The organism is Quyinboa mangrovi, assembly GCF_042219825.1.
Classification (GTDB): domain Bacteria; phylum Bacteroidota; class Bacteroidia; order Bacteroidales; family UBA5342; genus JBHJHP01.
Genome location: NZ_JBHJHQ010000005.1, coordinates 141,335 through 168,293 on the forward strand (window position 1 = coordinate 141,335; position 26,959 = coordinate 168,293).

The window sequence follows — 26,959 nt, forward strand, 5'->3', positions numbered from 1 at the left end:
ATCTTTTATTTTAGCAAATTTAAAGTATAAACAATTTTGTTTGAATGTTAGTTGTATTAAAAAACTGTTACAATGATCATAATAATCTCTCCAGCCAAAACAATTGTAAGCGATCTGCCTTGCAGCACCGATCATTCAACTGATCCCGTCTTTGAACACGAGGCCAACAAGTTGGCAGCGCACCTTAAACAATATACAACCAGCGATCTGATCGAACTCATGGGAATAAGCCCAAAACTTGCTATCTTAAACTATGAACGCTTTCAGTCATGGGATCAACCCGGACTTGAAAGACTTAGAGCTATCTGTTCATTTAAAGGAGAAGTTTTTAACGGTTTAAAGGGATGGGATTTTAACGAAGAAGAACTAAAATACGCACAGAACCATTTGCGTATATTATCCGGACTATTTGGAATACTGAAGCCACTGGACAAAATAAAGCCTTACAGGCTTGAAATGGGTACCGAAATGGATTTTGGATCGTTATATGAATTCTGGGGTGATAAGATCACAAACGAAATAAACAAGCAAATTTCAGTTGTAGGCGGACCGGTGATCAATCTGGCAAGCAAGGAATATTACAGAGCCCTTAATCCACAAAGACTCTGTGCGCCTGTTATAACGCCGGATTTTAAAGATCTTAAAAACGGTTCATATAAAATAATCGCCATTTATGCAAAAAAGGCCCGCGGATTAATGAGCAGATTTATACTCCAGAACAAAATCACAGATCATGAAGAAATTAAAGCGTTTAACGAAGAGGGATACTACTTCAACAGCCATTTAAGCACACCTGAAAATCCTGTATTCACAAGGGAGGTCTAAAAAATCATATACTACGGGCAGAATACACCTTATTTGTATCGATACAAGCATGTAGCAATGCTGCTACCGAGACTTGTTTTGTTGGATGTACCATTCTAGAAGCGATCTCGTATAAAGGTTCAAGCACAAAACGACGCTTGTGCATATGTGGGTGCGGAATAATCAATTCCGGATCATCAAACATGATGAGATTATCATAAAAAATGATATCAATATCAACAACGCGATCCGTATATTCGCCATTAAAAGATTTACTTGTTCTTCCAATCGCTATTTCAATGTCCTTGATTTCTGCCAAAACATCGTAAGGTGCAAGTTTTGTTGAAACAATCAGTGCCTGGTTAATAAACGGAAGATCCGAATCGAATCCCCAGGGCTCAGACTCATAATATGAACTGGAAACCAACACATCACCAATTTTCTCCTCTATCTCTCTCTGCGCTTCTGAAAGGGAATAATATCTGTTCCCTACATTACCGCCGGTAACCAATGTAACAATTGCCATTTTTTAAATCTTCTCAATAACATCTTTTACAGATCTGTAGGTATTAGGCAATACCTTATACAAATCCGTTTTACTAATCCATTCAGCCTTTAAAATATCTTCCTCTAATTGTGGTTTTAAACGCAATTCCGCTGTAGTCATTCTATACCAGTAGGTCTTTTTTAAAACCTTTTTATCTTTTAAATGATAGGTGTGATATGTTGCCATTAAATATTCACCAACATTACAATCGTTCAGTCCACATTCTTCCTTGACTTCCCTCACAGCAGTATCCTCAACACGTTCACCCTTTTTCTTTTTACCCTTTGGCAAATCCCAGTTACCTCTTCTGTAAATAAACAGAACTTCTCCCTTTTTATTGCATACTATTCCTCCGGCAGCCTCAATATATTTAAAACAGGATTTTAAATGTTCCATCAATTTTTCAATCGATCCGGAACTGTAAAGAATCCCCTGCTTTAACAAATGATTTGAATCAAACTTTTCAAGAAACAATTTCAAATCACTATGCGAAGAGTATTCATGAATTGCATCAAACCCGGAATCAATGGTATCTTCCAGATTATCAGTAAGTTTTAATACGCGATCATCAAAATAAACCGGAACAATCAAAATCAGTTTGTTTTAAACTTAAACTTAACTTCTTTTAATTCTTTATTTGCTTTCACAATTTTTTCCTTCAGTTCTTCCTTAAACTGAACCAATCTGTTTTGTATCTTTTCATCGCCTACAGCAATCATCTGGGCGGCAAGAATTCCAGCATTCATTGCACCATTAATACCTACTGTAGCCACAGGAATACCGGGAGGCATCTGAACAATTGCCAGCAAAGAATCCATCCCGTCAAGACTGGCTTTAACGGGAACACCTATAACCGGCAGGGTAGTCATGGCGGCAATTACTCCGGGTAAATGTGCGGCCATACCTGCAGCAGCAATTATTACCTTAATCCCCCTATCCTTAGCACCTTTTGCAAATTTTTCTACTTCTTCCGGCGTCCGGTGTGCCGAAAGTGCATTTATTTCGAAAGGAATCTCAAAATCGTCCAACACTTTTGCAGCCTTTTCCATCACCGGAAGATCACTTGTACTTCCCATTATAATGCTTACCTGTGGTTTCATTCTGATATTTTTACTATTCATAAAATAAAGCGCAAAATTATAAAAACTATAGCAGCTTGTCAATATAAATAAGCTCAAGCTTTTCACCTTCCGGGATAAATATAGTTTTAAATCCCATCTCTGATGCCGCTTTTATATTGGCTTCGCTATCATCAAAAAATAATGTTTCTTCAGGCTTTATTCCTGTTTTAGTAATAACATATTCAAATGCCCTCGTATCAGGCTTCGCCATCTGTGACATATATGAACAAAATATCCCCTTAAAAAAATACTGTGCCCCAATCTTATCATCGTCATATCGAAACATCGGATACCAGTAATCATAATGGATCTTACTTGTATTGCTTAATAAATAGAGGTTGTATTTTTGTTTTAGTGTTTTTAAAAATTCCAGACGCTCTTCCGGAATACCGATAAGAAAACTGTTCCAGGCATGCTTTATTGAATCATCATCGGCATCGGTTTTATATTCCTTCCTGAACCGGTCATAAAACATGCTTTCTTCAACTCTACCAAGTTCAAGTTCACCCAATAAACCTGATTGTCCATAAAAACCCAGTCCCTGTCCATTTAAATCCACACCAAGGTTCCGAAATGAGTCAAAGCATTTTTGCTTGTCAAGATCAAGAATCACACCTCCTAAATCGAATAAAATATTCTTCTGTTCACCCTTTTTCATGGTCACAAATATAAAAACGATATGCCATATTTTGATGATATCGGAATCGTAATACACTTACACAAGCTAATATCTCTCAGTATTTCATATCTTTGTAAAAATAAAAAAGGCACCTCCCGCCGGAGTATGCCTTTTTGAACTAAAGAAGAGATGGTGGTTTTCTGTAGTGTATATGGATGCCACCATTTCAACTTTAAGACTGACGAAGATAAAAATTGAAGTTAACCCACTTAATTTGACCAAAATCTCTCAAAGCATGAATCTCTTCGTCGTCTCATGAGTGTTTCTTTTCAATCAGAATTTCAAACTATCAATAAAATGATAATATCTAATAGCTCTTCATAGATCAACAAACTGAAAAGTCATAATACACCATAATGACAATGTTTAAAATAAAAACACGTACAATTAACTTAAATTTTACAGATTTTTTTATCAGAATTTAATACCAAGCGAAAAACCTGGCCCTTGACGCCTTTGTCTTACCGGATAAATCTTTGCATAATCGGAATTTAGCTGCCAATCGTAATTAAATTTAACGAACCAATCAAGATTTTCAGACAGAGGGCTTTCAAAACCTATTCCTAACGAGATAAATGCACTAATTGGGGACAATGGCAGATCAGATAACGGAACCAACTCGCCATAGGGAGAATCGGACAAAGCCATACCTTTTGTTGATAGAAGAAAATCAACGATTAAACCAAATTCACCATAAATTTTGCTTTTATTAAATACAGGGACCTCCCATCCCATATAAAATGGTATGGACAGAAACATCAATTCGTTTTTACCTGAATATTTATAATTGGTTGTATCCTTTTTATATTCTGGATTGGTGCTATAATGATAAACAGTATCATAATCATAAAACCACAGGGTATCGGAACCTGGGAAATAGATAAAAATTGAATCTGTCTTGTAAACTTCCGTTTCCATTGACACATGATAATCCACAACGTTGGAAGAATCTGTCGTAACCGTACTGAAATTATAATCAGAATTCCATTTACTTTTTCCGAAACCTAAACCAGTTTTAAAATAGAATTTTTCATTGAGATTTACCTGGGCTAAAAGACCTATTCTATAGGTATAAGGATTTGATTCAGCCTGATTAAATAATGAATCTGAATAACCCAGATAATCTGGCACGCTGGTTCTGTTAACACGATAAAAGTTATAATTGTAATATCCTAACAACTGGATTTTGGGCTTATCCATATACAAAGTATCATATACAGGATAAGGATCTTTCACATAAATGGTATCGAATAACGTATCTGTTTTAAATACAATCACAGTGTCTCTTTTGAGAACTTTTACATGTACTGTATCTTTTCGCAAAACATTTTGAACAAGGGTATCCCTGACCACGATATTCCTGGGACGCAAAGTTGTTGGTCTGTAAATTACGACATTCCTTCCTAATGGATAATATGAAAGGGAATCAGATTGCAGTAAAGAATCCAGGGCATTATAAAGAGGCAGATCCTTCACGATAAATGTTCTGCGCACCTGATCATTAAATAAACCATCTTTATAAGAAAAAACAATGTTGTGATTACGTTCAATAAGGCTTAATATTTCACGAATCTGAGTATTCTGGGCATTTATTGTGACCTTAGTTGTATACAACAATAAATTATCCTGTCCCGAAATTTTAATGTTATTCAGAACAAAAAACAAAAGAAATATATATGGTAAGAGATATAATTTATTGCTCTTCACCCGCATATTAAAGGTTTTTCCAAATATAGTGATTTATTACTGAACGCAACCGTCACCAATAAGAATATACATTTCGCCGTTGTCAATCACTTCAACATTGAGTGACTTTTCCAGCATAGTTAAAACCTCTTTTTGCGGAGTATTGTCAATTTTTGTGGTAAGCATGCAATTTTTCAGATTCTGATCTGCAATAACTATTTTTTTATCATATACCTGATTAAGATCTCTTATGACTTTAGATAAAGGTGAAGACTCAAATACCAATATTTTGGTCAGCCATGCTTTATAATTTGTATCATTCACTTTACTTTCGCTTGTAGAATGATCCCCCCAGTCCACAGTGCACTGATCACCCGGTTCAAGATAGGCAATAAAATTGTTATCCGGATAACTGACTTTGACCTTTCCTGTTTCTACAGTTACCGTTGTAACCTGAAGTAAGGTATCATTATGAACATCAAAAGAAGTACCCAAAACTTCAACCTCCACCGGACCTGCCTTCACAACAAACGGATGTTTTTCGTTATGATGCACATTAAAGAATGCCTGACCGTTGAGTTTAACTTTACGTTTTTCCTCCGTAAACCTGGAAGGATAACTTAATTCACTTTCTTTGTTCAGTGTCACCTCTGTTTTATCTGGTAAATCCTGGTTAATAATCTCAACATTCGTTGCCACCACAATCTGATTTACATCGCGGGTAATATAAAGTGTGGTTAATCCAATTCCAACTATGATTAAAATTGTTGCAGCAATTCTCATAAAGGGAGTAAGTGAGAAAACTTTTCGCGTTAAAACGGTATTGTGCATAAAACTTTCAAACGCCTTATCACTGTTGAATTTTGCATGTGCTGAATTTATCCTATCGTACAGAGCAAGGGTATTCTGAAAATATTTTTTGTTTGATTCGGATTCCTTTATCCAATCCAGAAGGGCCAACTGTTCATCTCGTGACGCATCGTTATTCTTATAACGTACAATCAGTCGGTCAATTTCATCAATATGTTTAAGTTTAACTATCATCTTTCAGCAAATAGACAACTACCTGTTATTTACTACTTACTCATCCACGAAAAAATTTTTATCCCCCAATGTTTCACGGAGCTTCTGTAAGCCTTTTACAATATGTGTTTCAACCGTTCTGTATGATATTCCCAGCTGATCCGCAATTTCCTTATGTTTCATGCCTTTAAAGTACTTCAGCTTAAAAATCTCGCTTTTCTTGGGAGGAAGATCATTAATAGCATCCATCAACATCTTATTCAAGCGGTCTTCGTATTCTTCATCCGGACTTTCATAGGCTATTGCATCAAGTTCAGATTTAATATTATCAGCATGTTTATCTCTGACTTGTCTGTGCTTTAATTCATTAATACTGTTATTGTGAACCGTTCGGTATAAAAAAGACGAAATACTGTTAATTTCAGTAATTTTTTTTCTTTGCTCCCATAACTTAACCATGGTTTTCTGGACAATATCTTCAGCAGTAATCTCATCCTGAAAGAATTTAAAGGCATAATAACACAAAGGTTTATAAAATTCCTTATAAACTACTGCAAATGCCTGCTTATCACCCTTTGCTATTCTCTCAAGTATTTCTTTATCCTGCAAATTTTGTCCAAATTTTATAATGCAAGTATAAGCATTTAGAAACAGAGATAAAAATTATTCCAAACTGGGAAAAAAGTACATCTTTCAGTCATCTAAACAAATAACCTTAAAAATATAGAACAAGAGATTAGGATTTAACAATAATTTAATATAGATTTGAAGTCAATTAATTTTCAGTTAAAATCTAATGGAATTTTCTGACCGATTGGTAGAGGTTTACAAACCGGATCTTAAAAAGATTTTGTCCGATTTCTCGCATGGCAAAATCGACATGGAAGATTGCTTAAACCGTATTCAGAAAATCACTCAGACCCAGATCAGTCAAACAAGCGATGCTCTGCTGATCAGTGACGGCAAATACAACCTAATCGCTGAAAACTCAGATGACGTCATCTGGACAATGAATCTTACTGGTGAGTTCACCTATATAAGTCCTTCCATAAAAAAACTGCGCGGTTTTACAGTTGAGGAAGCGATGCAGGAAACGATAACTGAAACGTTAAGTCCGGAATTCATTCCTGAGGTAACAGAAATGATAAAGGAAGGATTTCTGTACCTTGAAAAAAACAAAGTATTTCCCAAAGTCAATGTCCAGCTAAAACAACTACATAAGGATGGACATGCTTTTTGGGTTGAACTAAACATAAAAGGAATTTATAACGATTCGGGAGAATGCATTGGCATACTTGGCGTTAGTAAAAATATTGACCAGAAAAAACTAACACAGGAAAAGCTGAAAGAAAGTGTTAATAATTTTAAAGGTCTGTTCAACACAGTCAAGGAAGCCATATACATTCAGAATTTAGAAGGTGAGTTCTTAGAAGTCAACAAAGGCGCAGAAGAAATGTATGGGTATCCTAAAGATTATTTTATAGGTAAAACACCTGAACATCTGGCAGCTGAAGGCATGAACGACCTTAACATGTTGGCTTTGGCAACTTCGAATGCAGCAAAAGGAGAAGAACAGGAATTTGAATTCTGGGGGAAACGCTATAACGGTGAAATTTTCCCAAAACTTGTCAGGTTATATCCAGGTCAGTATATGGGCAAACAGGTTATTATAGCGCTTGCAAATGATATCAGTGAAATTAAGCGACATGAAGAAGAGATTAAAGCTGACCGAAATCTTTTACAAACAATTATAAACAGTGCACCATTCGAAATTTATGTAAAGGATCTGGCCCGGAAAAAAATAATGTCTAATAATCAGGGAATTCCTGAGTTAGGTTTAAAAGCCAGTGATTTAAAAGACAGAACTGACGAAGAGATATTCCCTGAAAAACTGGCTGAAAAATTTAAAGCAGATGATTTATCTGTTATAAACGAAGGTAAGTCAATTATAAGAAAGGAAGAATGCATCAATATATCCAAAAGGGATAAGATTTGGTATCTTACATCAAAAGTTCCGTGGAAAGACAGCAAAGACAACATGAAAGGAATTGTTGGATTCGGACTAAACATTACAGATCAGAAAAAAACGGTCAGGATTCAACGCATGCTTTATAATATATCAATTTCTGCGATTAAATCGGAATCGTTACATGAGCTTATCAAGGTCATCCACAATGAACTGGAAGAAATAATAGACACGTCAAATTTTTTATGTGCGTTGTACAATGAAGGTAAAGATACATTATACGCCCCCTACTTTACGGATGAAAAAGATGAAATTGAAGAATGGCCTGCAAAAAAATCCATCACCGGTTATACTATAGAACAAAAACGACCATTAGTTCTGAAGGAGAAAGACATTCTTAAAATGACTCAGGCCGGAATTGTTGACCTGGTCGGTTCAATGCCTAAATGCTGGATAAGTGTACCGTTACTAGTAGAAAGTGATCCTATTGGTGCACTGGTAATGCAGAACTACCAGTCGGAAGATGCCCTTGATGAAACACATCAGGAAATCCTGGAGCTTGTCGCGCACGAGATGAGCATTTTTATTTACAAAAAAAGAGCTGAAGCAGAATTGATAAAAGCAAAAGAAAAAGCCGTTGAAAGCGATAAACTTAAATCAACTTTCCTGGCAAATATGAGTCATGAAATAAGAACACCTATGAATGCCATCGTAGGTTTTTCTGAACTTATCAATGATTATGATCTTGAAAAAGAAGAACGGCAACATTACACAGAAATTATTCAACAAAGATCTGTTGATCTGCTGACACTGATCGATGATATTCTTGATATATCTAAAATTGAAGTCGGTCAGATTAAAATTATAAATTCAGAAGAGAATATTCCCGACATTTTACAAAACCTGTATGAGAGCTTTGATTTGCTTTGGATAAAATCTCAAAAATCTTCGGTTGAATTTATGCTTAATATAGAAACAGATAAGAACCTAATCATTAACACAGATCCGGCGAGAGTAAGACAGATCATTTCAAATCTGCTGAGTAATGCATTTAAGTTTACTGAAAGCGGTAAAATTACACTCGGATGCAAAATGGCAGACACTAATTTCGTAAAGATTTACGTTTCAGATACAGGTGTAGGCATTGAAAAGCACCAACAGGCGATGATATTTGAACGGTTCAGACAAGCTGATGAAAAGGCTAGTCAGAAAGGCGGGGCAGGGATAGGTCTTTCAATCTCTAAAGGACTTGTGGAAATACTGGGAGGTAGAATCCAATTAAATTCAGAACCTGGCATTGGTTCCACATTTAGTTTTACGTTACCTTTGTAATTATTAATCAAACAATTAAACACATCCCTGTTTGATTACGTTATATTTAAAATTGATGATTATGAAAAAACTTAAGCTTATTACTGCTTTGTTTGCAGTATTTGTATCTCTGTCTTTTATAAGTGCACAAAACGGACCGTATTCCGTTATAGGAAGCACCAAAGTCTTTACAACAACCCTTGAATATGATGGTAATCCTAATCCGGCTTTTCAGGTTATTTTTGAAGGGGACCGCAAAGATCTTGAGGATGCCTGGGAAGATTTTCTAAAAGACAATTATGATGTAAAGTTAAAACGATCAGGAAGTATACGGGTCGCACCGGATATTCACCTGCCTGACATAACAAATAAAATGGTAACGCTTTATTCTTTGGTAAACTCAAAAGCACCCGATGCCGGTTTAATAGTCGCTATCTCTGTCAATCGGTATGAATATTTATCGAAGAAAGAATACCCTGAAGAGAGTGAAAAAATTGAAATATTTATCAAGCGGTTCGTAAGATTCTATCAGCTAAGAATTGTGGAAGATGAAATGGAAAAGATTCAGGATGTTCACGATGATGTGCAATCTGATCTGGAAAAAGCCATGAAAAATAAGGCTGACGTGGATAAGGATATTGTTAAAATGCAGGGAGATATCCTAAAAGCAAAATCTGATGTAAGTAAGAATGAGAAGAAAATACTTGAACTGGAAGCTGAGAATAAAGAATTGCAAAGTGAAATTACTGAATCAGAAAACAACATAGAGCAACTTAAACTTGATTTGGAAAACAAGGAGAAAGATGTTCAGGTTAAACGTGAACTTTTGAATGTACAGCAACAAAAGCTGGATAAAATAAATGAGAAAAAACAACTGATTCTTTCGGAATAAGATATTTGTTCAATAACCCGGAAACTTTCCGGGTTATTTTTCCTTATTGATTAAAGAAATATTTCTCTAATTAATAATTTTTATTACCTTTGTCCCTGATCCGAGAAGTTGATTTATCGGCTTCAAAGATCTTAATGTATGTTTAACTGACCCAAAGGATCTTTCTGATGGAGAAGAGAATAGGAGCCCTGCTCATTGTTATAAAGAATAAAGATCATGTTCAGCAACTGAATGCAATTCTCTCTGAACAGTCACCTGTCATCATTGCCCGGCAAGGCATTCCCCTGAAAGAAAAATCGGTTAGTATAATTTCTCTCGTGGTTGAAGGAACAACCGACGAGATTAGTACATTAAGCGGTAAACTTGGACGTTTGGAAGGGATTACCGTAAAATCGGTTTTAGCAAAAGATTAAAGGGAGAACCATGAAATTTACACCTGAAAAGTACGCCATTGAAGACAGGCCTCATGAACCATTCATTGATGTCCATGAAATCGAAAACTTTCTGGAAAGACCGCGTCCTTCAAAAGAAAGAATTGATGAAATCATCCGTAAATCTATTTCCAAAAAGCGTTTATCACTTCCTGAAGTAGCTGATTTACTCAATGCCGATGATCCTTCATCCATTGAACAGATAAAAGCAGGAGCCAGAAAACTGAAAGAAGCAGTATACGGAAACAGAATTGTGCTGTTTGCTCCATTATATGTGGGCAATAAATGTATTAATAACTGTCAATATTGCGGTTTCAGGGTTTCTAATAAAGATGCGGTTCGCCATACATTAAACCACGTTGACCTAATACAGGAAGTAATGGCACTGGAAGACAACGGACAAAAACGTTTAATCCTTGTTTACGGTGAACATCCCATGTACGATGCGGATTTTATTGCCGATTCGGTTCGAACCGTTTACAAAGTAAAAAGAGGCAACGGTGAAATTCGGCGGGTTAACATTAATGCTGCACCACTTGATCACGAAGGATTTAAAAAAGTAAAAGAAGCAGGCATTGGCACCTACCAGATTTTCCAGGAAACATATCATCCCGGAATTTACAAAAAATTCCACCCGTCGGGGAAAAAGGCCGATTACAATAATAGGCTTACCTCCCTCGACAGAGCACAAGATGTTAAACTCGACGATGTTGGAATAGGCGCTCTTTTTGGCCTTTACGACTGGAAATTTGAAGTGATGGCTCTGGTGCGCCACACCAATCATCTGGAGGCATGCTACAACATCGGGCCGCATACCATATCTTTTCCACGCATAAAAGATGCCCTTAACGTAAACCTCGATCAGGATTATTCGGTTTCAGACGAAGATTTTACACGATTGGTAGCTATTTTGCGTTTGGCTGTTCCATATACCGGTTTGATCCTGACGGCACGTGAAAATGCGGCTCTTCGAAAGGAAGTCATGCGATTTGGGGTATCGCAGATTGATGGCGGAACAAAAATAGAAATTGGCGCTTATGCAGCGGCTAAAGCTGATCAACATATTGACAAGGAACAGTTCATGATTAACGACGACAGATCGTTGAATGAAGTTATAAACGAGCTGCTGGATAACGATTACCTGCCATCGTTTTGCACTGCTTGTTACAGGCTTGGAAGAACAGGAGAACACTTCATGGAATTTTCTGTTCCGGGCTTTATTAAGCGGTTCTGCTCACCAAATGCCATCCTGACTTTGGCCGAATACCTGGTGGATTACGCGCCGGAAGAAACAGCTGAAAAAGGCTGGAAAGTCATCGAAAAAAATATTTCTGAGCTTAACGGACATGCTAACGTGCCCGAGCTTCGTAGCCGGATCGAAAAAATAAAAGCCGGAGAAAGGGACCTTTATTTTTAAACCAGAGCTATGACAAGAACAGAAACTGATTTTATAGGATCCATCGAAATTCCTGAAGATGCCCTTTACGGCATTAATGCAGTTCGTGCAAAAGAGAACTTTCCGGATAACACACCGTTTCAGATTGAGTGGTATAAAGCCGTTGGAATGGTTAAGCAGGCTTGTTATATTACTGCAGGTAATTTTTTTAAAGCTGCCTCCAGACAATACGATCTTTCAGCTTTCAAGATCAGGATGATTCCGGAAGATCAGCTTAATATTCTTGAGGCTGTAGCTGAGAAGGTTGCACAAGGCGAATGGTTCGACCAGTTCATTGTTCCTGCCATTCAGGGTGGTGCCGGAACCAGCATTAACATGAACATCAACGAGATTATTGCTAATGCAGCTCTGATCCAATCCGGAGAAAGGCCAGGTTCCTACTCTGTTATTGATCCGGTAGAACATGCCAATATTTTTCAATCCACAAACGATGTGATTCCTACAGCCTTGAAAGTTGCAGTAATGCGACTGCTAATTCAGCTGGAAGAAGAAATTAACGACCTGCGCCACTCCGTTGAATTAAAAGAACAGGATGGGCGCAATAAACTCCGGGTTGGCTACACACAAATGCAGGAAGCTGTACCGACCTCATTTGGAAGATTATTCAGTACCTACAGCGATGCGTTGTCACGAGACTGGTGGCGGGTTTCCAAATGTTTCGAACGCATTAAAACCGTAAACCTGGGAGGAAGTGCCATCGGATCCGGATTGACAGTTCCCCGTTATGTAGTTATGGAAGTGGTTCAGACATTAAAGGAACTAACTGGCTTACCCGTTACCAGGAGCGAAAACATGCACGATGCCACAGCTAATCTTGATAGTTTCGTGGAGATTCATGCCATATTAAAAGCACACGCCGTTAACCTCGAAAAGATGGTGAATGACCTAAGGCTTCTGGCTTCCGACACACATGTCATTAAAGAACTGGAAATCCCGAAAAAACAGATTGGAAGTTCCATTATGCCAACAAAAGTCAATCCGGTAATTCCGGAATTTGTGATCAGTGCAAGCCATACTATTTACAGCAACGACATGCTCATCACCAATTTGTGTGCGCAGGGTTGCCTGGAACTGAACGCATACCTTCCGGTCATAGGGCACAAACTAATTGGATCACTAAAACTATTAATCGCATCCTGCCAGACACTGAAAAAGAATTTGATCGAAGATATCCGGATCAACAGCGAAAAAGCATATGATCAGCTCATTCATAGTCCGGCAGTGGCTACAGCCCTTCTTCCGGTTTTGGGATACCATAAATCCGCTGAACTTGCAAAAGTGATGACAGCGAATCATAAATCTGTTTTTGAAGCAAATGCTGACCTAAAGCTTATTGAAGCTGAAAAACTGGAATCTCTAATGAAACCTGAAAACCTTTTAAAAGAAGGGTTTTCACTGAAAGATATTTAGGATCATAAGATGAAAGGACGAGAATTAAAACCACATATCGGAATTTTTGGCCGTCGCAATTACGGAAAGAGCTCTATCATTAATGTGCTGACAGGACAGGATATTGCGATTGTTTCAGATACTCCGGGAACCACTACTGATCCGGTAAAAAAATCCATCGAAATCCACGGCATCGGGCCGGTTATTCTTGTAGATACCGCAGGGATTGATGACTCAGGGAGCCTTGGTGAACAGCGTATAAAAAAAACACGTCAGGCTATTCAGTCTATCGATCTTGGCTTAATTGTAATCAACAATAATGAAATCGGAGAGGAAGAAGTTCAACTTTTTAATGAACTGTACGACTACGGGGTACCGGCACTTTTCATTCATAACAAATCGGATATTGAACCATTAAATTCTATAACGAAACACTCTATTTCAAATCAGTTTCGTGCGCCGGTTGAGGATTTTAGTGCAGTTGACGCACAGAATACAGAACACCTGATTCATGCTATAAAAAAAGCTATTCCGGCTACAGCTTATCAAACACCTTCCATGTTGGGCGACCTTTTAAGCTATGGCGATATTGTTTTGCTTATTATTCCTATTGACATTGAGGCACCGGACGGAAGATTAATTTTACCACAGGTTCAGGCTATTCGCGATATTCTGGACAACGACAGTGTAGCCATTGTACTGAAAGAACGTGAAGTAGATGCGTTCCTTAAAAAAACAGGTATAAAACCCAAACTGGCAGTAACCGACAGCTCCATTTTTCTGAAAGCCGATGCATCCATCCCAAAAGATATACCGCTGACCGGGTTCAGTATAGTGCTGGCACGCTTTAAAGGTAATTTTCCTAAATATCTGGAAGGTACACCAAAGATCAGTGATCTGAAAGACGGAGACCGGATTTTATTACTGGAATCTTGTACACATCATGTATCCTGTGACGATATTGGACGGGTAAAAATTCCAAGGTGGATCAGCAATTTCACAGGAAAACAACTGGAGTACGATATTGTTTCAGGACTAAATAAACTGGAACGACCAATCACAGATTATGCACTGGTAATTCAGTGTGGCGGCTGTATGATAACCAGAAAACAGCTCATCAACCGCTTAAAACCGGCCATTGATGCGGGCATTCCGGTCACCAATTATGGCATGTCCATTGCCTGGGTTCAGGGCATTTATAACCGGGCCATCGCACCTTTTGTAAAATCGGCTGAATCGGTTGAAGATTATCTTTAAATTTTAAACTCAAACATGCGATCCATATCAGCCATATTACAGTCGGATTTTTTAACAAAAGAAGATATTATTGCACTTTTAAAAACCGAAGGCAAGGATAAAAAACTACTTTTTGAAACTTCGTCACGTATTAAAAAGCAATACGTAGATGATAAAGTCTATTTCCGTGGACTGATAGAATTCTCCAATGTTTGTGATAAAAATTGCTTTTACTGTGGGATCAGGAAGGATAATGTCAAGATAAAACGCTATAACCTAAGCGATGAAGAAATTGTAAATGCAGCTGTTTTTGCATGGAAAAACAGGTATGCTTCCATAGTAATGCAGTCGGGTGAACTGACCGGTTCAACATTTGTAAACCGGATAGATAAGCTTCTGAAAACCATTCATCAAAGAACCAATGGAGAACTGCATGTTACGCTTTCATGCGGAGAACAAAACAAAGAGACCTACCGCAGATGGATGGAAAGCGGCGCCCATCGCTACCTGCTGCGTATCGAATCCAGCAATCCTGAATTGTATAAAAAGCTGCATCCCGATGATGAAAAACACCGATTTGAAAACCGGATCAAAGCGTTGAAAGCTTTACAGGATACGGGTTATCAAACAGGTACCGGAGTTATGATCGGACTTCCGTTTCAAACGTTAGAAGACCTGGCAAACGACCTGCTGTTTATGCGTGATTTTGACATTGACATGGTTGGTATGGGGCCATACATCGAACATCGTGACACGCCTCTATACCAATACAAAGATCAGCTTCTATCTGTTGATGAACGCTTTCAGCTCACACTAAAAATGGTAGCCATCCTTCGGATCATAATGAAAGATATTAACATTGCCTCAGCCACAGCACTGCAGGCTATTGACAAAATCGGAAGGGAAAAAGCAATAAAGATTGGGGCCAATGTGATTATGCCAAATATTACGCCCGGGAAATACCGTGACGATTATAAATTATACGAAAACAAGCCCTGCACCGATGAAAATGCTGAAGACTGTTCGAACTGCCTGGAAGCACGCATTGCACTGGCAGAAAATGAAGTAGCGCTGGGCGAATGGGGCGATTCCTTACATTTTCAACTCAGAACCAAATAATAAAAAAAAGAGCTGTAACTTAAAGAAACAGCTCTAACATCACAGAATTTATTAGTTCAATAATTTTCCTCTTTAATTTCGAAATATGCCTGAGGATGCTGGCATCCCGGACAAACCTTCGGTGGCTTGGTTCCTTCATGTAAATATCCGCAAACACGGCACTTCCATGTTACCCTGCCTTCGCGTTCGAATACATTTCCGTTTTCAAGATTTTCATACAGTTTTTTATAGCGTGCTTCATGAGCTGCTTCAACTTTTGCAATAATCTTAAATGCCACGGCGACTTCTTTAAATCCCTCTTCTTCTGCTATTTTAGCAAATTCAGGATATAACTCGGTCCACTCTTCATTCTCACCGTTAGCTGCTTCTTTCAGGTTTTCAAGGGTTGAACCAATAACTCCGGCCGGATAGCTGGCAGTAATTTCTACCATTCCTCCTTCAAGAAATCTAAAAAACCGTTTGGCATGAGCTTTTTCATTCACCGCTGTTTCTTCAAAAATGGCAGCTATCTGCTCAAGGCCTTCTTTTCTGGCTTGTTTTGCAAAATAATTGTACCGCATACGGGCCTGGGATTCACCCGCAAAAGCTTTGAGCAGGTTTTGCTCAGTCTGAGATCCTTTTAAACTTTTCATGTGTCTTTATTTATTTGTTGAATTAAGCGCAATACAAGGTAAAATATTTATTTACCTATCACCTCAAACATGTCCTTTGTAGCTCCACAATTGGGACATATCCAGTCATCCGGAATATCTTCAAACGGTGTTCCGGGAGGAATACCACCATCAGGATCACCTTTTTCAGGATCATAAATATAGCCGCAAACAAGACATTGTGCTCCGTTTTCTTCTTTTTCTTCAATCGTATTATTGTCACTTACGTCTTTTTTATCTTCCTGATTCTCACTCCGTCTTTGCTCCTCCTCTCGCTCATCCCTCTCCTTTTTAAGCTTTTTTCTGTCAATATAGGTTGGTGCGTTCGGTGGTGCAATTCCACGTTTTACTGTTCTGTAATAATCATAAGTCAATGGATCCAAATCCGGTTCAAGAAGTTCATTATTCATGACTTCTCCCACATATAAAATATGACTCCCTACATCGAACTGCATGGTAACTTTGCACTCAAACCAGGCTACACACTCGCTCAACATAATTGGCGCACCCGTGTCACCATATCTAAAATCAAGGCCTGCAGTAAACTTATCCGTCTTTGAACTTGTTTCGTAACCAAATTGCTGAATGATTGATTTATCGGCCTCCTGTTTTAGAATCGATACCGAAAATACTCTGGTATCATTTATCACTTTGTTCGTATGGTTATTTTTATGACAACTTATTGTCAACTGAGGAGGTTCTGATGTTACTTGAAATGCAGTGTTCGCGATATAACCGCTTTTTTGGTTTTTATCCCCGGAACAGATAACAAACAAACCGTAACTTATTTTATAAAATGCTTCGTAATTCATGATTTCTAAAGATAAGTGGTATGCGTAAAGATAAGGAATCTGAAGCGTTGATAATAATGTTCCTGAAATTTTTTAACAGCTAGTTTTATTACATACAGAAAAGCGAAAATGATTTTTGTTAAAAAAACAGATTTTTTGTAAATTTTTTTAACTGTAGCATGAACTTTTCGCTCACTTAATTGTACTTATAAACGATCAATCCTATTTATTTGGTCTGATTAAAATTTTGGGGAAAATTTTTGGTTAATTTTAACCAGTTTAAATAATAATTAGTACTTTTATAAAACGATGTCATAAACATCTCTGACTATCAACCACTAACAAAATTGACTATGCGAAACATTTTTACAGTTCTCTCCCTTGTGCTTATCTTATTAGTTACTTCTTGTAACAGCAAAAAAAGCACCACAACCAACTCTGAAGCTACCGATGCAAAAATTGAATTACAAACCTACAATTTCGATGTTGAAGGTATGACATGTACAGGTTGCGAACAGACCATCCAGGCAAATGTACGAAAGCTTGAAGGCATTCAACTTGTATCAGCCTCACATACAGAAAAGAAGGCGACAGTTAGTTTTGATCCGGATAAAACAGACACCATTGCCATTAAACAAGCCATAGTTGGTTCGGGTTATACTGTTACAGGAATCACACAATCTTTAGAATAACGAATTTGTAAAAACCCCGATATGAGTGACAAACCGAATAACAATCCAACAGGTCCTTTAAAGGACAGCAGAGCATCCAGAAGGGAATTTGTTAAGAAATTCGGTATTGCAGGCGCCGCTTTTGCCGCAGGTGCTGCTGCTATATATACCGGCCATAAATTTGAGCAGGAAAAAGGAAAGGACGAGTACGTAACTGTATTAACAGACGACAATAAACTGGTTCAAATACCAAAAGATCAGATTAAAAAAGTTAAGCTTGATCTTGATGAGCTTCAGACCCGTGGTCGTGAAGGGCTTGAAGGGAAAAGTTGGGTAATGGTAATCGACCTTTCAAAATGTCGCAATGCCAGAAAATGCGTGAATGCATGTCAGACAGCTCACCAGTTACAACCTTATCAGTATCACATTAACACTTTGGTAATGCAGGAGGATGAGTCGACAGAACCTTACTTTATGCCAAAGCCGTGTCAGCATTGTGATAATCCACCCTGTACTGCTGTTTGTCCTGTTAATGCAACTTTCAAACGTCAGGATGGGATAGTTTTGATCGACAACGAGCGGTGTATTGGTTGCCGGTTTTGTATGGCAGCATGTCCTTATTCAGCCAGGATTTTCAACTGGAGCCAACCACGTGATCATGAAAAATACGAAGGTCAGGTATACAATATTGAATTGAACGTACCCCAGAAAAAAGGAACAATTTCAAAATGTTTATTCAGTGCCGACAGATTGAGGGAAGGTAAAATGCCATATTGTGTTTCTGCCTGTCCTAACGGTGTATTCTGGTACGGTGATAAAAACGAAGATGCTGTCACCAACGGAACTACTAAGGAGACAACACGTTTCAGTGAATTGATAGAAGAAAAAGGTGGTTACCGCTTGATGCCGGAACTGGGAACTGAACCAAGAGTTTATTACCTGCCTCCTAAAGACAGGACGTTCAAATTCCCGGACGAAAAACCACCGAAGGATAGTTACATCAACGAAGCTTAATCATATTAACTATGTCTGATCACAAAAAAATATTCACTGACGACAATCAAAAATTGAATAAGATCTCATCCGATCTGTTGGGTCATGTGAGAATTAACGGAAGTTTTTTGGCATGGATAGCATTCCTGCATATACTGTTACTGGTTTGTGTAGGATACTATATTTATCAGTTAAAAAACGGGCTCGGAGTTACCGGATTAAGGGATTATGTAAGCTGGGGGCTTTACATTGCACACTTTGTGTTTTTTGTTGCTGCCAGTCTGATCGGGATGCTGATAAGTTCTGTTTTAGGACTTATCGGTTATCAATGGATCAAACCGATAGGAAGAATAGCAGAAATTATTGCGGTAGCTTTTTCTGCAGTAGCAGGTTTGGTAATAGTTTCCGACATGGGACGTCCCGACAGGCTTCCTTATGTATTTATGTATGGAAGGGTTCAATCCCCTATTCTGTGGGATGTTACAGTTGTAACGACCTATATGGTTATCAGTCTGCTACTCTACTTTTTACCTTTAATACCTGATTTGGCAATAGCTAAAACGCGATTACAGCATGCGCCCAAATGGCTGGCAAAAGTGTATGGGTTTTTATCGCTCAACTGGAACCACAGCAGCAAACAATACGATATTCTTTTTAAATCCATGCGAATTCTGCTGATTCTGATTATTCCAACTGCATTTGCTATTCATACGGTTACATCCTGGCTATTCGCAGTAACTCCCAGAGCAGGCTGGAACAGTACAATTTTTGGCCCCTACTTTATCACGGGTGCATTTGTGACCGGAGTAGCAGGAGTTATAATTATGATGTACTTTTTTAGAAAAAATTACAAGCTGGGGAATTATCTCACCGACATGCATTTTGATAAAATGGGTAAACTGTTGGTTTTGGTTTCGCTGGTTTATCTTTATTTCAATATCAATGAATTTCTGGTTCCTGCATACAAGATGGAAAAAGCAGAAGCCGTTCATATACAGGAATTATTTGTAGGTGAACATGCTTTATTATTCTGGGGAACCCAGCTATCAGGACTGATACTGCCCATTATATTGTTGCTCTTCAGGAAAATGCGTAAGCCACTGCCAATGCTGATAATATCAATCTTTGTTTTTATGGCATCATGGACCAAACGGTATATCATTGTTGTTCCTGCCCAGGAACATCCGTTTTTACCAAAGATGTATGTGCCTGAAAAATGGATGCATTACGTACCAACAGCTCCCGAAGTTTTTATTACACTCGGCACCTTTGTACTTGCTGTATTAATTATAACAGGACTGTCAAAATTCTTTCCGGTCATACCAATATGGGAAATGGCAGAGGAAGCAGAGAAAAAAGAAACCAAAGAAATTAATGAATAAAGGAAGGATCATGAAATTATTTGCACTTTTAGCACTGCTCTTATTAACCGGGCTTACTTCTTTTAGTCAGGATCCGGACTGGGTTGTCCCCGAAGACAAAACAAAACAGTTAAGTCCGTTTAAATTCACTGACGAAAATGTTGAGGCTGGCAAAAAAATATTTGAAGCAAACTGTACATCCTGCCATGGTCATCCGGGTCAGGGAGATTACAACCACGCCTTAAATCCGGTTCCCGGTGATCCTGCTACCGGTAAAATTCAGAATAACACTGACGGAACACTTCATTATAAAATTACAAACGGCCGGTTATTAATGCCTTCTTTTAAAAATATACTATCATCTACTGACATTTGGAACGTAATTGCGTATATCAGAAGTTTTAATCCTGATTATGCACAGGAAGTTGCAAAAAAAATTGTGGAAGGTTCGTTTGGCGGAAAAGATTTAAAGATACTATTACAATATATGCAGGACAAACAGCAAATACAGGCCTCTGTTACCGGAACAAAAGACGGTGAAAAGATTCCGGTTCAGAATGCAGAAGTCAATTTATTTGCTAAGCGTCAATTTGGGAATTTACCTATTGACGAAGTGAAACGAACGGATGAAGAAGGAACTGTGTACTTTGCAGCACCTAAAGATCTACCTGGAGATACGGCAGGCTATATTAATTTTATAGCAAACCTTCCAAATGAAGATCTTTATGGTACCGTTGAAACAGATACCATACTTCAGGCCGGCGTACCTACTCATCCTGTTAGTTTGAGGGCGCACAGAGGTATGTGGAATACCATATGGATGGCTCCCGTTTGGTTATTGATAACATATTTTACTGTTGTTGCAGGCGTATGGGGATTTATCTTCTATATCCTGTTCCAGATCAGGAATATATTTCTTATAGGTAAAAATAATTAATCATTTAAATCGTCACGCTATGAAAAACCTCACTTTTATTGGACGGCTGTTATTTGGAATTCCGTTTATTTTTCTGGGTTTGGGTCATTTTATTGAACTGGACTTTTTTACAGCCGAGTTTACGTCATTTATAGCTATTGGTCCGTATACCATTATGCTAACAGGTCTACTACTCATAGCTGCCGGTATTAGTATTGTAACGAATAAGTTGATTCAGGTATCAACCTTATTACTGGCTGCTCTGATATTTGTATTTATTCTGACAATCCATATCCCGAATTATTTAAACGGGAATGAAACAGAAAAAGCGTTTGCCATGATGTCCATGCTGAAAGACCTTTCCCTGATGGGGGGTTCATTAATTGTGGCAGGCATTTGTAAAGAAAGAAATAAAGTAAAACAAGAAGCTTAACATGTTAAAAAGAGGACTCATACTTTTTCTCGCTGCCGTTTCGTTTTCTCTCTCGTTTGCACAGAGTAATGAAAAAGAAGTTGAAATTGGAGTGGTTGAACATCTGAACGATACCATTCCTCTGGATCTTACGTTTCTTAATGAGAATAACGATACCGTTTCTTTGGCAGAACTGGTAACAAAACCAACCATCTTCAATTTTGTGTATTTTGATTGTCCGGGACTTTGTAGCCCCCTATTAAGTGGTGTTTCAGATGCAGTAAGCAAACTCGACATGAAACTAGGTGATGATTATCAGGTTATAACCATCAGTTTTAATACCAAAGACACACCAGAAAAAGCGCGTGAGAAAAAAGAAAATTTCATTCAAAAAATCAGTAAGGAAAATCGGGATGCATGGATTTATCTGACAGGATCTCAGGAAAATATCACTAAAGCAACCCAGTCGTTTGGGTTTAAATACAAACCTACAGGAGTAGATTTTGCTCATCCCTCAGTTATTATTATCGTAAGTCCTGATGGTAAAATCACCAGGTATCTTTACGGCTTATCATTCCTTCCGTTTGATGTTAAAATGGCTCTGATTGAAGCGCAAAAAGGAATATCAAGACCGAGCATCAGTAAAATACTCCAGGTATGTTTTGCATATGACCCCAAGAGCAGGGGCTATACGCTTAATGTTACAACAGTAGCTGGTGCATTTATACTTGGGATTGCCGCAATTACATTTATAATCCTGCTGATTAAAGGAAGAAAAAAAGTAGTTAAATAACAATTATTCATATGTCTGTAACTGAAAATCAGAATTACGAAAGTTATCTGGAACATCAGGGGAAGTATAAGGGTCTCCTGGGATGGCTTACATCAACAGACCATAAACGTATTGGTTTGTTATACCTGTATTCCATTATGACTTTTTTCTTGATCGCAGCTGTTTTGGGACTGCTTATGCGAATTGAGAAAATTGCGCCTGGAGAAACAATTATGGGTGCTCAGACCTATAACGGATTATTTACCATCCACGGTATTATTATGATCTTTATAGTAGTGATACCCGGGCTTGCAGCCGTATTCGGGAACTTTTTCCTCCCGATTATGATTGGGGCTAAAGATGTGATGTTCCCGAAATTAAATCTCTTTTCATGGTATCTGTATATTTTAGGTGCCATTTTGGGTGTGTTATCACAGTTTGTAGGTAACGGACCGCCGGATACCGGATGGACCTTTTATGTTCCGTATAGTGCCGAAGCCAATTCCAATGTAATCTATGCCCTTACGGCAGCATTTATTCTGGGCTTCTCTTCCATTCTTACGGGTATTAACTTTATCGTTACCATTCACCGTATGCGGGCTCCCGGCATGGGCTGGTTCAAAATGCCACTTTTCCCATGGGCACTGTATGCCACAGCGTGGACTCAGGTACTCGCTACACCTATTGTAGGAATAACACTTTTAATGGTAATTGCAGAAAGAGTACTTCAGATTGGATTTTTTGATCCTGCTTTGGGTGGGGATCCGTTGCTCTATCAGCACCTGTTCTGGATTTATTCACATCCGGCAGTATACATTATGATCCTTCCTGCAATGGGTGCCGTAACGGAGATTTTCCCGACTTTCAGTCAAAAACCTGTATTCGGTTATGGCGCAATTGCTATATCCAGTATTGCCATTGCAGTGGTTGGTTATTTTGTTTGGGGTCACCATATGTTTACAACCGGTATCAGTTACTGGTCAAGATGGTTTTTCTCCTTCCTTACCTTTATTGTTGCTATACCAAGTGCGATCAAGGTATTCAACTGGATATCCACCATGTATGGGGGCTCCATTGACATGAAACCCCCGCTACTGTATGCTATTTCGTTCATTTTTCTTTTTATGATCGGAGGATTTACAGGTTTAACTTTAGGTGCACTGGCAACCAACGTACAGACACATGATACAACCTTTGTTGTTGCACACTTCCATTACATTATTTTCGGAGGTATGGGATTTGCGTTCTTTGCGGCTATTCATTACTGGTATCCTAAAATTTACGGAACCATGTATAATATCCGCAGAGCCAACATAGCATGGGGCATTCTGTTCGCAGGATTTAACATTCTTTATTTTCCGCTTTTCATTATTGGTTTACAGGGAATGCCAAGAAGATATTTCGATTACCTGCCACAATTCCAAACAGGCCATGTTATATCAACTATAGGAGCTTTTATTCTGTTTACCGGTTTAATAATGATGATATGGAACCTTGTAAAAGGACGAAAAGGCCCGAAAGCCGGACCAAATCCATGGCATGGAGTTACACTGGAATGGCAGATTCCTTCGCCACCTCCTGTTGAGAATTTTGATGAGATACCGGTTATTAAGCATCCTCCGTATCTCTTTAAAACAACAAAAGACGAAGAAGCATAAAACTTATTATTATGTCACAAACAGCGCACACAGAGCATGTAATTGATAGCGAATCCGGGAAAATGGGAATGTGGATATTCCTGTTCACAGAGCTGTTCCTGTTCGGTGGATTATTTCTGGTGTATGCAGTAATGAGGTTCAGGTATTCTGAAGATTTTCATGAAGCTGCACTGGAATTAAATGCATTGATCGGAACCCTGAATACAGTTGTACTTCTTGTCAGCAGTATGACGGTAGCCATGTCAATTACGGCCGTTCAGAGGGGTAAAAACAAGCAGGCCGTTTGGTTCCTTTTAGCAACACTTATTCTGGCTCTAGTATTTATGATAAATAAGTATTTTGAGTGGAGTCATAAATTTCATCTGCATCTCTATCCAGGTTCACCTGTAATGGAGAATCTGCCACACGGAGAGGCTCAGTTTTTTGGACTTTACTACATTATGACCGGGCTTCATGCAGTTCATGTTATAGTTGGGGCAGTGTTGCTGATCATATCCATGCGAAGGGTTATGTCAGGGAAAATCAATAAGGATAAATACCTGCTACTGGAGAACAGTGGACTTTACTGGCATCTGGTTGACCTAATATGGATATTCCTTTACCCACTACTTTATCTGGTAACTTAACTTTGATAATAAAATGAAAAACGAAGAAACACTAGGAACAGAAAAAAAACAAGTTCATATTTCCAGTTATTATCAATTGGGCATAATATTAGTTGTTTTGTTATTCCTTACTTTTCTGTCAGTATTTGTGGCTGCAATACATTTCGGAGCCCTTTCAATAGTGGTGGCATTGCTTGTTGCATCAATTAAAGGAACAACAGTTGCAACATACTTTATGCACCTGAAGTATGAAAAACCATTTATGAGAATTATGGTTGGAGGGGTGTTTTTCCTTTTTGCGCTTGTAATATTAATTACATTTATTGACTACTTTTTAAGATAGTAAAATATTAGACTATGTTTTCAGGAGCTTCAAACTTAGCAGAAGGTGTAGACAAGACGTTTATTTTTATATTTAGCGTTGCCTTTCTGTTTATAATTGGCATTACAATTTTTATGATTTATACGGTCATTCACTTTAACCGTAAAAAAAACAAACCTGCCAGACAATTTACCGGGAATGTAAAACTGGAAATTATCTGGACTGTTATCCCGCTAATTCTTGTACTGATAATGTTCTATTATGGATGGAAAGGATTTGCCCCCATGCGAAAAGTACCCAAAGGTGCAATGGAAATAACAGCTATTGGAAGAATGTGGGAATGGGAGTTTGACTATGGAAACGGTAAGAAATCAAAAGATCTGGTTGTGCCTTTAAATAAACCGGTAAAACTTAACCTGGTCTCAGAAGACGTGAATCACTCGCTTTTCATCCCTGCTTTCAGGGTTAAGGAAGATGTGGTTCCGGGTTATGACAATTACCTTTGGTTCACCCCAACTTACATCGGCAACTATGATGTATTATGTGCTGAATACTGTGGACTTCTACACTCAAACATGCTGGCCAAAGCCAAAGTCGTTTCTCAGGAAGACTATGATAACTGGTTCAGTAACCTTGCTGCAGTAGACACCACAAAAGCAGAAAACAATGGACTGGCAATATTAAAAAAGAATGGATGTCTTGCCTGTCATTCTCTTGACGGTTCAAAACTGGTTGGTCCAAGTTTTAAAGGACTCTATGGGCACGATGCTGTTGTAATAACAGATCAGGGAGAACAGACAATCAAAGCACTGGATGATTACATTAAGTCTTCTATTTATGAGCCAAATAAGGAAATAGTAAAAGGCTATAATAAAGGATTAATGCAGTCTTATAAAGACATTATAAGTGAGGATGAAGTTGCTCAGATAACAGAATATCTGAAAACTATCTCAGAACAAAATTAAATGGAAAGAAATAAAACTTCATATTTTCATACCATTCTTGTGTTGATGAAACACAGGTTATCAATGACTGTTGCTTTTTCGTCAGTAGTTGGATGGTTCCTGTTTTCTTCAGAAATATCGTTTGGCATACTTGCTCTGTATCTGGGCACCTTTTTTCTGGCTGGCGGCTCGTCGGCAATGAATCAGTATCAGGAACGCGAACTTGATAAAATGATGGGGAGAACCAAAAACAGGCCTCTCCCATCCGGTATTCTATCAGCACCTTCAGCTTTTTCCATTGCCTTACTGCTGATGCTGTTAGGAACACTAATTTTATTTACATTTAATAATATCACCACGGCAGCATTAGGTATACTTAATGCCGTAGTTTATAACCTGATTTATACAAAACTTAAAACAAAAACACAGTATGCCGTTTTACCCGGAGCAATTGTTGGAGCAATCCCTCCAGTGATGGGCTGGGCAGCGGCAGGTGGTGACATTATGCAACCACAGATAGTCTATTTTGCCATGTTTATGTTTTTATGGCAAATGCCTCATTTCTGGTTACTGGTTATAAAATATGGCAAAGAGTACGAAAAAGCCGGTTTTTCCATTCTGTCGGGTAAAATTGATGAGCAGAAAATTAAAAGACTTGTGTTTTTCTGGGGTGCCATCACCTCTGCCTATCTACTTGCATTCCCCTTATTCTTCAAACATGCATCATTGTTGGTAATGATAGCTCTGATGATTTTAAATATTGGATTTATTATCGGATTCTACAGAATATTGTATAAACCGAAAGAGGAAAAACGAAGTACGATAAAAGCCTTTTTATTTATTAATTCTTATGCTTTACTTGTAATGATACTGTTTATTGCAAATTCTTTTATTTAAGCTGAAAAGCTAATTACCAAATCATTCAATAATGAAATCTTTCTGATTGTGTTCCTCTGTTAGGTTATGTAATTTTTTACATACAAAAAACGGGGTTCAATTTGCATTGATACCCCGTTCCTCGTTCGACGACCGTAGTTGTCTTAGATTCCGAATAGCTTATTATGACCGGCTTTGGTTTTCCGCTTTTCAGCTTCTTCCTCTGCCCCTACCTTCCATCAAAACCTCTTACAATTTTGAATTCCGGCTGTTCCTTATTCTGTTTTTCCTTCAACGGTTGCCCATTTCATTTAAAACAGCTTCAGAA

The 26,959-nt window shown here is 38.1% G+C and carries 28 protein-coding genes; 19 read left to right on the forward strand and 9 right to left on the reverse strand.

What is annotated here, in order from left to right:
* Positions 1–72: 72 nt before the first annotated feature.
* The gene (gene yaaA / locus ACE1ET_RS11925; protein ID WP_375728637.1) at positions 73–825 is read left to right on the forward strand and encodes a peroxide stress protein YaaA; all 753 of its coding nucleotides are present in this window, start codon (positions 73–75) and stop codon (positions 823–825) included.
* A 4-nt stretch (positions 826–829) separates the two neighbouring features.
* Here yaaA and folK read toward each other — a convergent pair whose 3' ends face one another.
* The 7 genes from folK to ACE1ET_RS11960 all read right to left on the reverse strand — a co-directional run bounded on the left by folK (position 830) and on the right by ACE1ET_RS11960 (position 6,469).
* Complete coding sequence (gene folK / locus ACE1ET_RS11930) at positions 830–1,330, reverse strand: 2-amino-4-hydroxy-6-hydroxymethyldihydropteridine diphosphokinase (RefSeq protein ID WP_375728638.1); 501 nt, start codon at positions 1,328–1,330, stop codon at positions 830–832.
* Between the two features lie 3 nt (positions 1,331–1,333).
* Entirely contained in the window at positions 1,334–1,942 is a 609-nt protein-coding gene (locus tag ACE1ET_RS11935; RefSeq protein WP_375728639.1) for an NUDIX hydrolase, read from the reverse strand.
* Positions 1,943–1,944: 2 nt separating this feature from the next.
* On the reverse strand, positions 1,945–2,451 hold the full coding sequence (gene purE / locus ACE1ET_RS11940) for a 5-(carboxyamino)imidazole ribonucleotide mutase (protein ID WP_375728640.1): 507 nt from the start codon (positions 2,449–2,451) through the stop codon (positions 1,945–1,947).
* A 46-nt stretch (positions 2,452–2,497) separates the two neighbouring features.
* Positions 2,498–3,130 carry an HAD family hydrolase gene (locus ACE1ET_RS11945; protein ID WP_375728641.1) on the reverse strand — a complete coding sequence of 211 codons (633 nt, stop codon included), beginning with the start codon at positions 3,128–3,130 and terminating at the stop codon, positions 2,498–2,500.
* Positions 3,131–3,565: 435 nt separating this feature from the next.
* A complete protein-coding gene (locus ACE1ET_RS11950; RefSeq protein ID WP_375728642.1) occupies positions 3,566–4,864 on the reverse strand; it encodes a hypothetical protein in 1,299 nt (432 codons plus the stop codon).
* A gap of 30 nt (positions 4,865–4,894) precedes the next feature.
* A complete protein-coding gene (locus tag ACE1ET_RS11955) occupies positions 4,895–5,881 on the reverse strand; it encodes a FecR family protein (RefSeq protein ID WP_375728643.1) in 987 nt (328 codons plus the stop codon).
* A 36-nt stretch (positions 5,882–5,917) separates the two neighbouring features.
* Complete coding sequence (locus ACE1ET_RS11960; protein ID WP_375728644.1) at positions 5,918–6,469, reverse strand: RNA polymerase sigma-70 factor; 552 nt, start codon at positions 6,467–6,469, stop codon at positions 5,918–5,920.
* Between the two features lie 187 nt (positions 6,470–6,656).
* Between ACE1ET_RS11960 and ACE1ET_RS11965 the strand changes: the two genes are divergently transcribed.
* From ACE1ET_RS11965 to hydE, 7 genes are all read left to right on the forward strand, one after another.
* Complete coding sequence (locus ACE1ET_RS11965) at positions 6,657–9,158, forward strand: PAS domain-containing sensor histidine kinase (RefSeq protein ID WP_375728645.1); 2,502 nt, start codon at positions 6,657–6,659, stop codon at positions 9,156–9,158.
* 61 nt (positions 9,159–9,219) lie between these two features.
* Entirely contained in the window at positions 9,220–10,029 is an 810-nt protein-coding gene (locus ACE1ET_RS11970) for a hypothetical protein (RefSeq protein WP_375728646.1), read from the forward strand.
* A 167-nt stretch (positions 10,030–10,196) separates the two neighbouring features.
* Entirely contained in the window at positions 10,197–10,442 is a 246-nt protein-coding gene (locus tag ACE1ET_RS11975; protein WP_375728647.1) for a TM1266 family iron-only hydrogenase system putative regulator, read from the forward strand.
* A 10-nt stretch (positions 10,443–10,452) separates the two neighbouring features.
* Entirely contained in the window at positions 10,453–11,877 is a 1,425-nt protein-coding gene (gene hydG, locus ACE1ET_RS11980) for a [FeFe] hydrogenase H-cluster radical SAM maturase HydG (protein WP_375728648.1), read from the forward strand.
* 9 nt (positions 11,878–11,886) lie between these two features.
* Positions 11,887–13,326: a lyase family protein gene (locus ACE1ET_RS11985; RefSeq protein WP_375728649.1), complete on the forward strand. Its 1,440-nt coding sequence runs from the start codon at positions 11,887–11,889 to the stop codon at positions 13,324–13,326.
* 9 nt (positions 13,327–13,335) lie between these two features.
* A complete protein-coding gene (gene hydF, locus ACE1ET_RS11990; protein WP_375728650.1) occupies positions 13,336–14,562 on the forward strand; it encodes a [FeFe] hydrogenase H-cluster maturation GTPase HydF in 1,227 nt (408 codons plus the stop codon).
* 15 nt (positions 14,563–14,577) lie between these two features.
* The gene (gene hydE / locus ACE1ET_RS11995) at positions 14,578–15,660 is read left to right on the forward strand and encodes a [FeFe] hydrogenase H-cluster radical SAM maturase HydE (protein WP_375728651.1); all 1,083 of its coding nucleotides are present in this window, start codon (positions 14,578–14,580) and stop codon (positions 15,658–15,660) included.
* A 56-nt stretch (positions 15,661–15,716) separates the two neighbouring features.
* Here hydE and rbr read toward each other — a convergent pair whose 3' ends face one another.
* Complete coding sequence (gene rbr, locus ACE1ET_RS12000; protein WP_375728652.1) at positions 15,717–16,292, reverse strand: rubrerythrin; 576 nt, start codon at positions 16,290–16,292, stop codon at positions 15,717–15,719.
* 47 nt (positions 16,293–16,339) lie between these two features.
* A complete protein-coding gene (locus ACE1ET_RS12005; protein WP_375728653.1) occupies positions 16,340–17,122 on the reverse strand; it encodes a flavin reductase in 783 nt (260 codons plus the stop codon).
* 332 nt (positions 17,123–17,454) lie between these two features.
* Here ACE1ET_RS12005 and ACE1ET_RS12010 point away from each other — a divergent pair, with 332 nt between their 5' ends.
* Genes ACE1ET_RS12010 through ACE1ET_RS12060 form a run of 11 tightly spaced genes read left to right on the forward strand, consistent with a single transcriptional unit; the run spans position 17,455 to position 26,652 of the window.
* Positions 17,455–17,793, forward strand: a complete 339-nt coding sequence (locus ACE1ET_RS12010) for a cation transporter (RefSeq protein ID WP_375728654.1) — start codon at positions 17,455–17,457, stop codon at positions 17,791–17,793.
* A 21-nt stretch (positions 17,794–17,814) separates the two neighbouring features.
* Positions 17,815–18,786, forward strand: coding sequence for a 4Fe-4S dicluster domain-containing protein (locus tag ACE1ET_RS12015; RefSeq protein WP_375728655.1), 972 nt, complete (start codon positions 17,815–17,817; stop codon positions 18,784–18,786).
* Between the two features lie 11 nt (positions 18,787–18,797).
* A complete protein-coding gene (gene nrfD / locus ACE1ET_RS12020) occupies positions 18,798–20,147 on the forward strand; it encodes an NrfD/PsrC family molybdoenzyme membrane anchor subunit (protein ID WP_375728656.1) in 1,350 nt (449 codons plus the stop codon).
* A gap of 10 nt (positions 20,148–20,157) precedes the next feature.
* On the forward strand, positions 20,158–21,063 hold the full coding sequence (locus ACE1ET_RS12025; protein WP_375728657.1) for a c-type cytochrome: 906 nt from the start codon (positions 20,158–20,160) through the stop codon (positions 21,061–21,063).
* A gap of 19 nt (positions 21,064–21,082) precedes the next feature.
* Positions 21,083–21,475 carry a DoxX family protein gene (locus tag ACE1ET_RS12030; protein WP_375728658.1) on the forward strand — a complete coding sequence of 131 codons (393 nt, stop codon included), beginning with the start codon at positions 21,083–21,085 and terminating at the stop codon, positions 21,473–21,475.
* A 1-nt stretch (position 21,476) separates the two neighbouring features.
* Entirely contained in the window at positions 21,477–22,247 is a 771-nt protein-coding gene (locus ACE1ET_RS12035; protein WP_375728659.1) for an SCO family protein, read from the forward strand.
* 11 nt (positions 22,248–22,258) lie between these two features.
* Entirely contained in the window at positions 22,259–23,884 is a 1,626-nt protein-coding gene (locus ACE1ET_RS12040; protein WP_375728660.1) for a cytochrome c oxidase subunit I, read from the forward strand.
* An 11-nt stretch (positions 23,885–23,895) separates the two neighbouring features.
* Positions 23,896–24,510: a cytochrome c oxidase subunit 3 family protein gene (locus ACE1ET_RS12045; protein ID WP_375728661.1), complete on the forward strand. Its 615-nt coding sequence runs from the start codon at positions 23,896–23,898 to the stop codon at positions 24,508–24,510.
* A 13-nt stretch (positions 24,511–24,523) separates the two neighbouring features.
* The gene (locus ACE1ET_RS12050; protein WP_375728662.1) at positions 24,524–24,832 is read left to right on the forward strand and encodes a cytochrome C oxidase subunit IV family protein; all 309 of its coding nucleotides are present in this window, start codon (positions 24,524–24,526) and stop codon (positions 24,830–24,832) included.
* Positions 24,833–24,846: 14 nt separating this feature from the next.
* Complete coding sequence (gene coxB, locus ACE1ET_RS12055; RefSeq protein ID WP_375728663.1) at positions 24,847–25,776, forward strand: cytochrome c oxidase subunit II; 930 nt, start codon at positions 24,847–24,849, stop codon at positions 25,774–25,776.
* The gene (locus tag ACE1ET_RS12060) at positions 25,777–26,652 is read left to right on the forward strand and encodes a protoheme IX farnesyltransferase (protein WP_375728664.1); all 876 of its coding nucleotides are present in this window, start codon (positions 25,777–25,779) and stop codon (positions 26,650–26,652) included. It begins immediately after the preceding gene.
* The last annotated feature ends 307 nt before the right edge of the window (positions 26,653–26,959 follow it).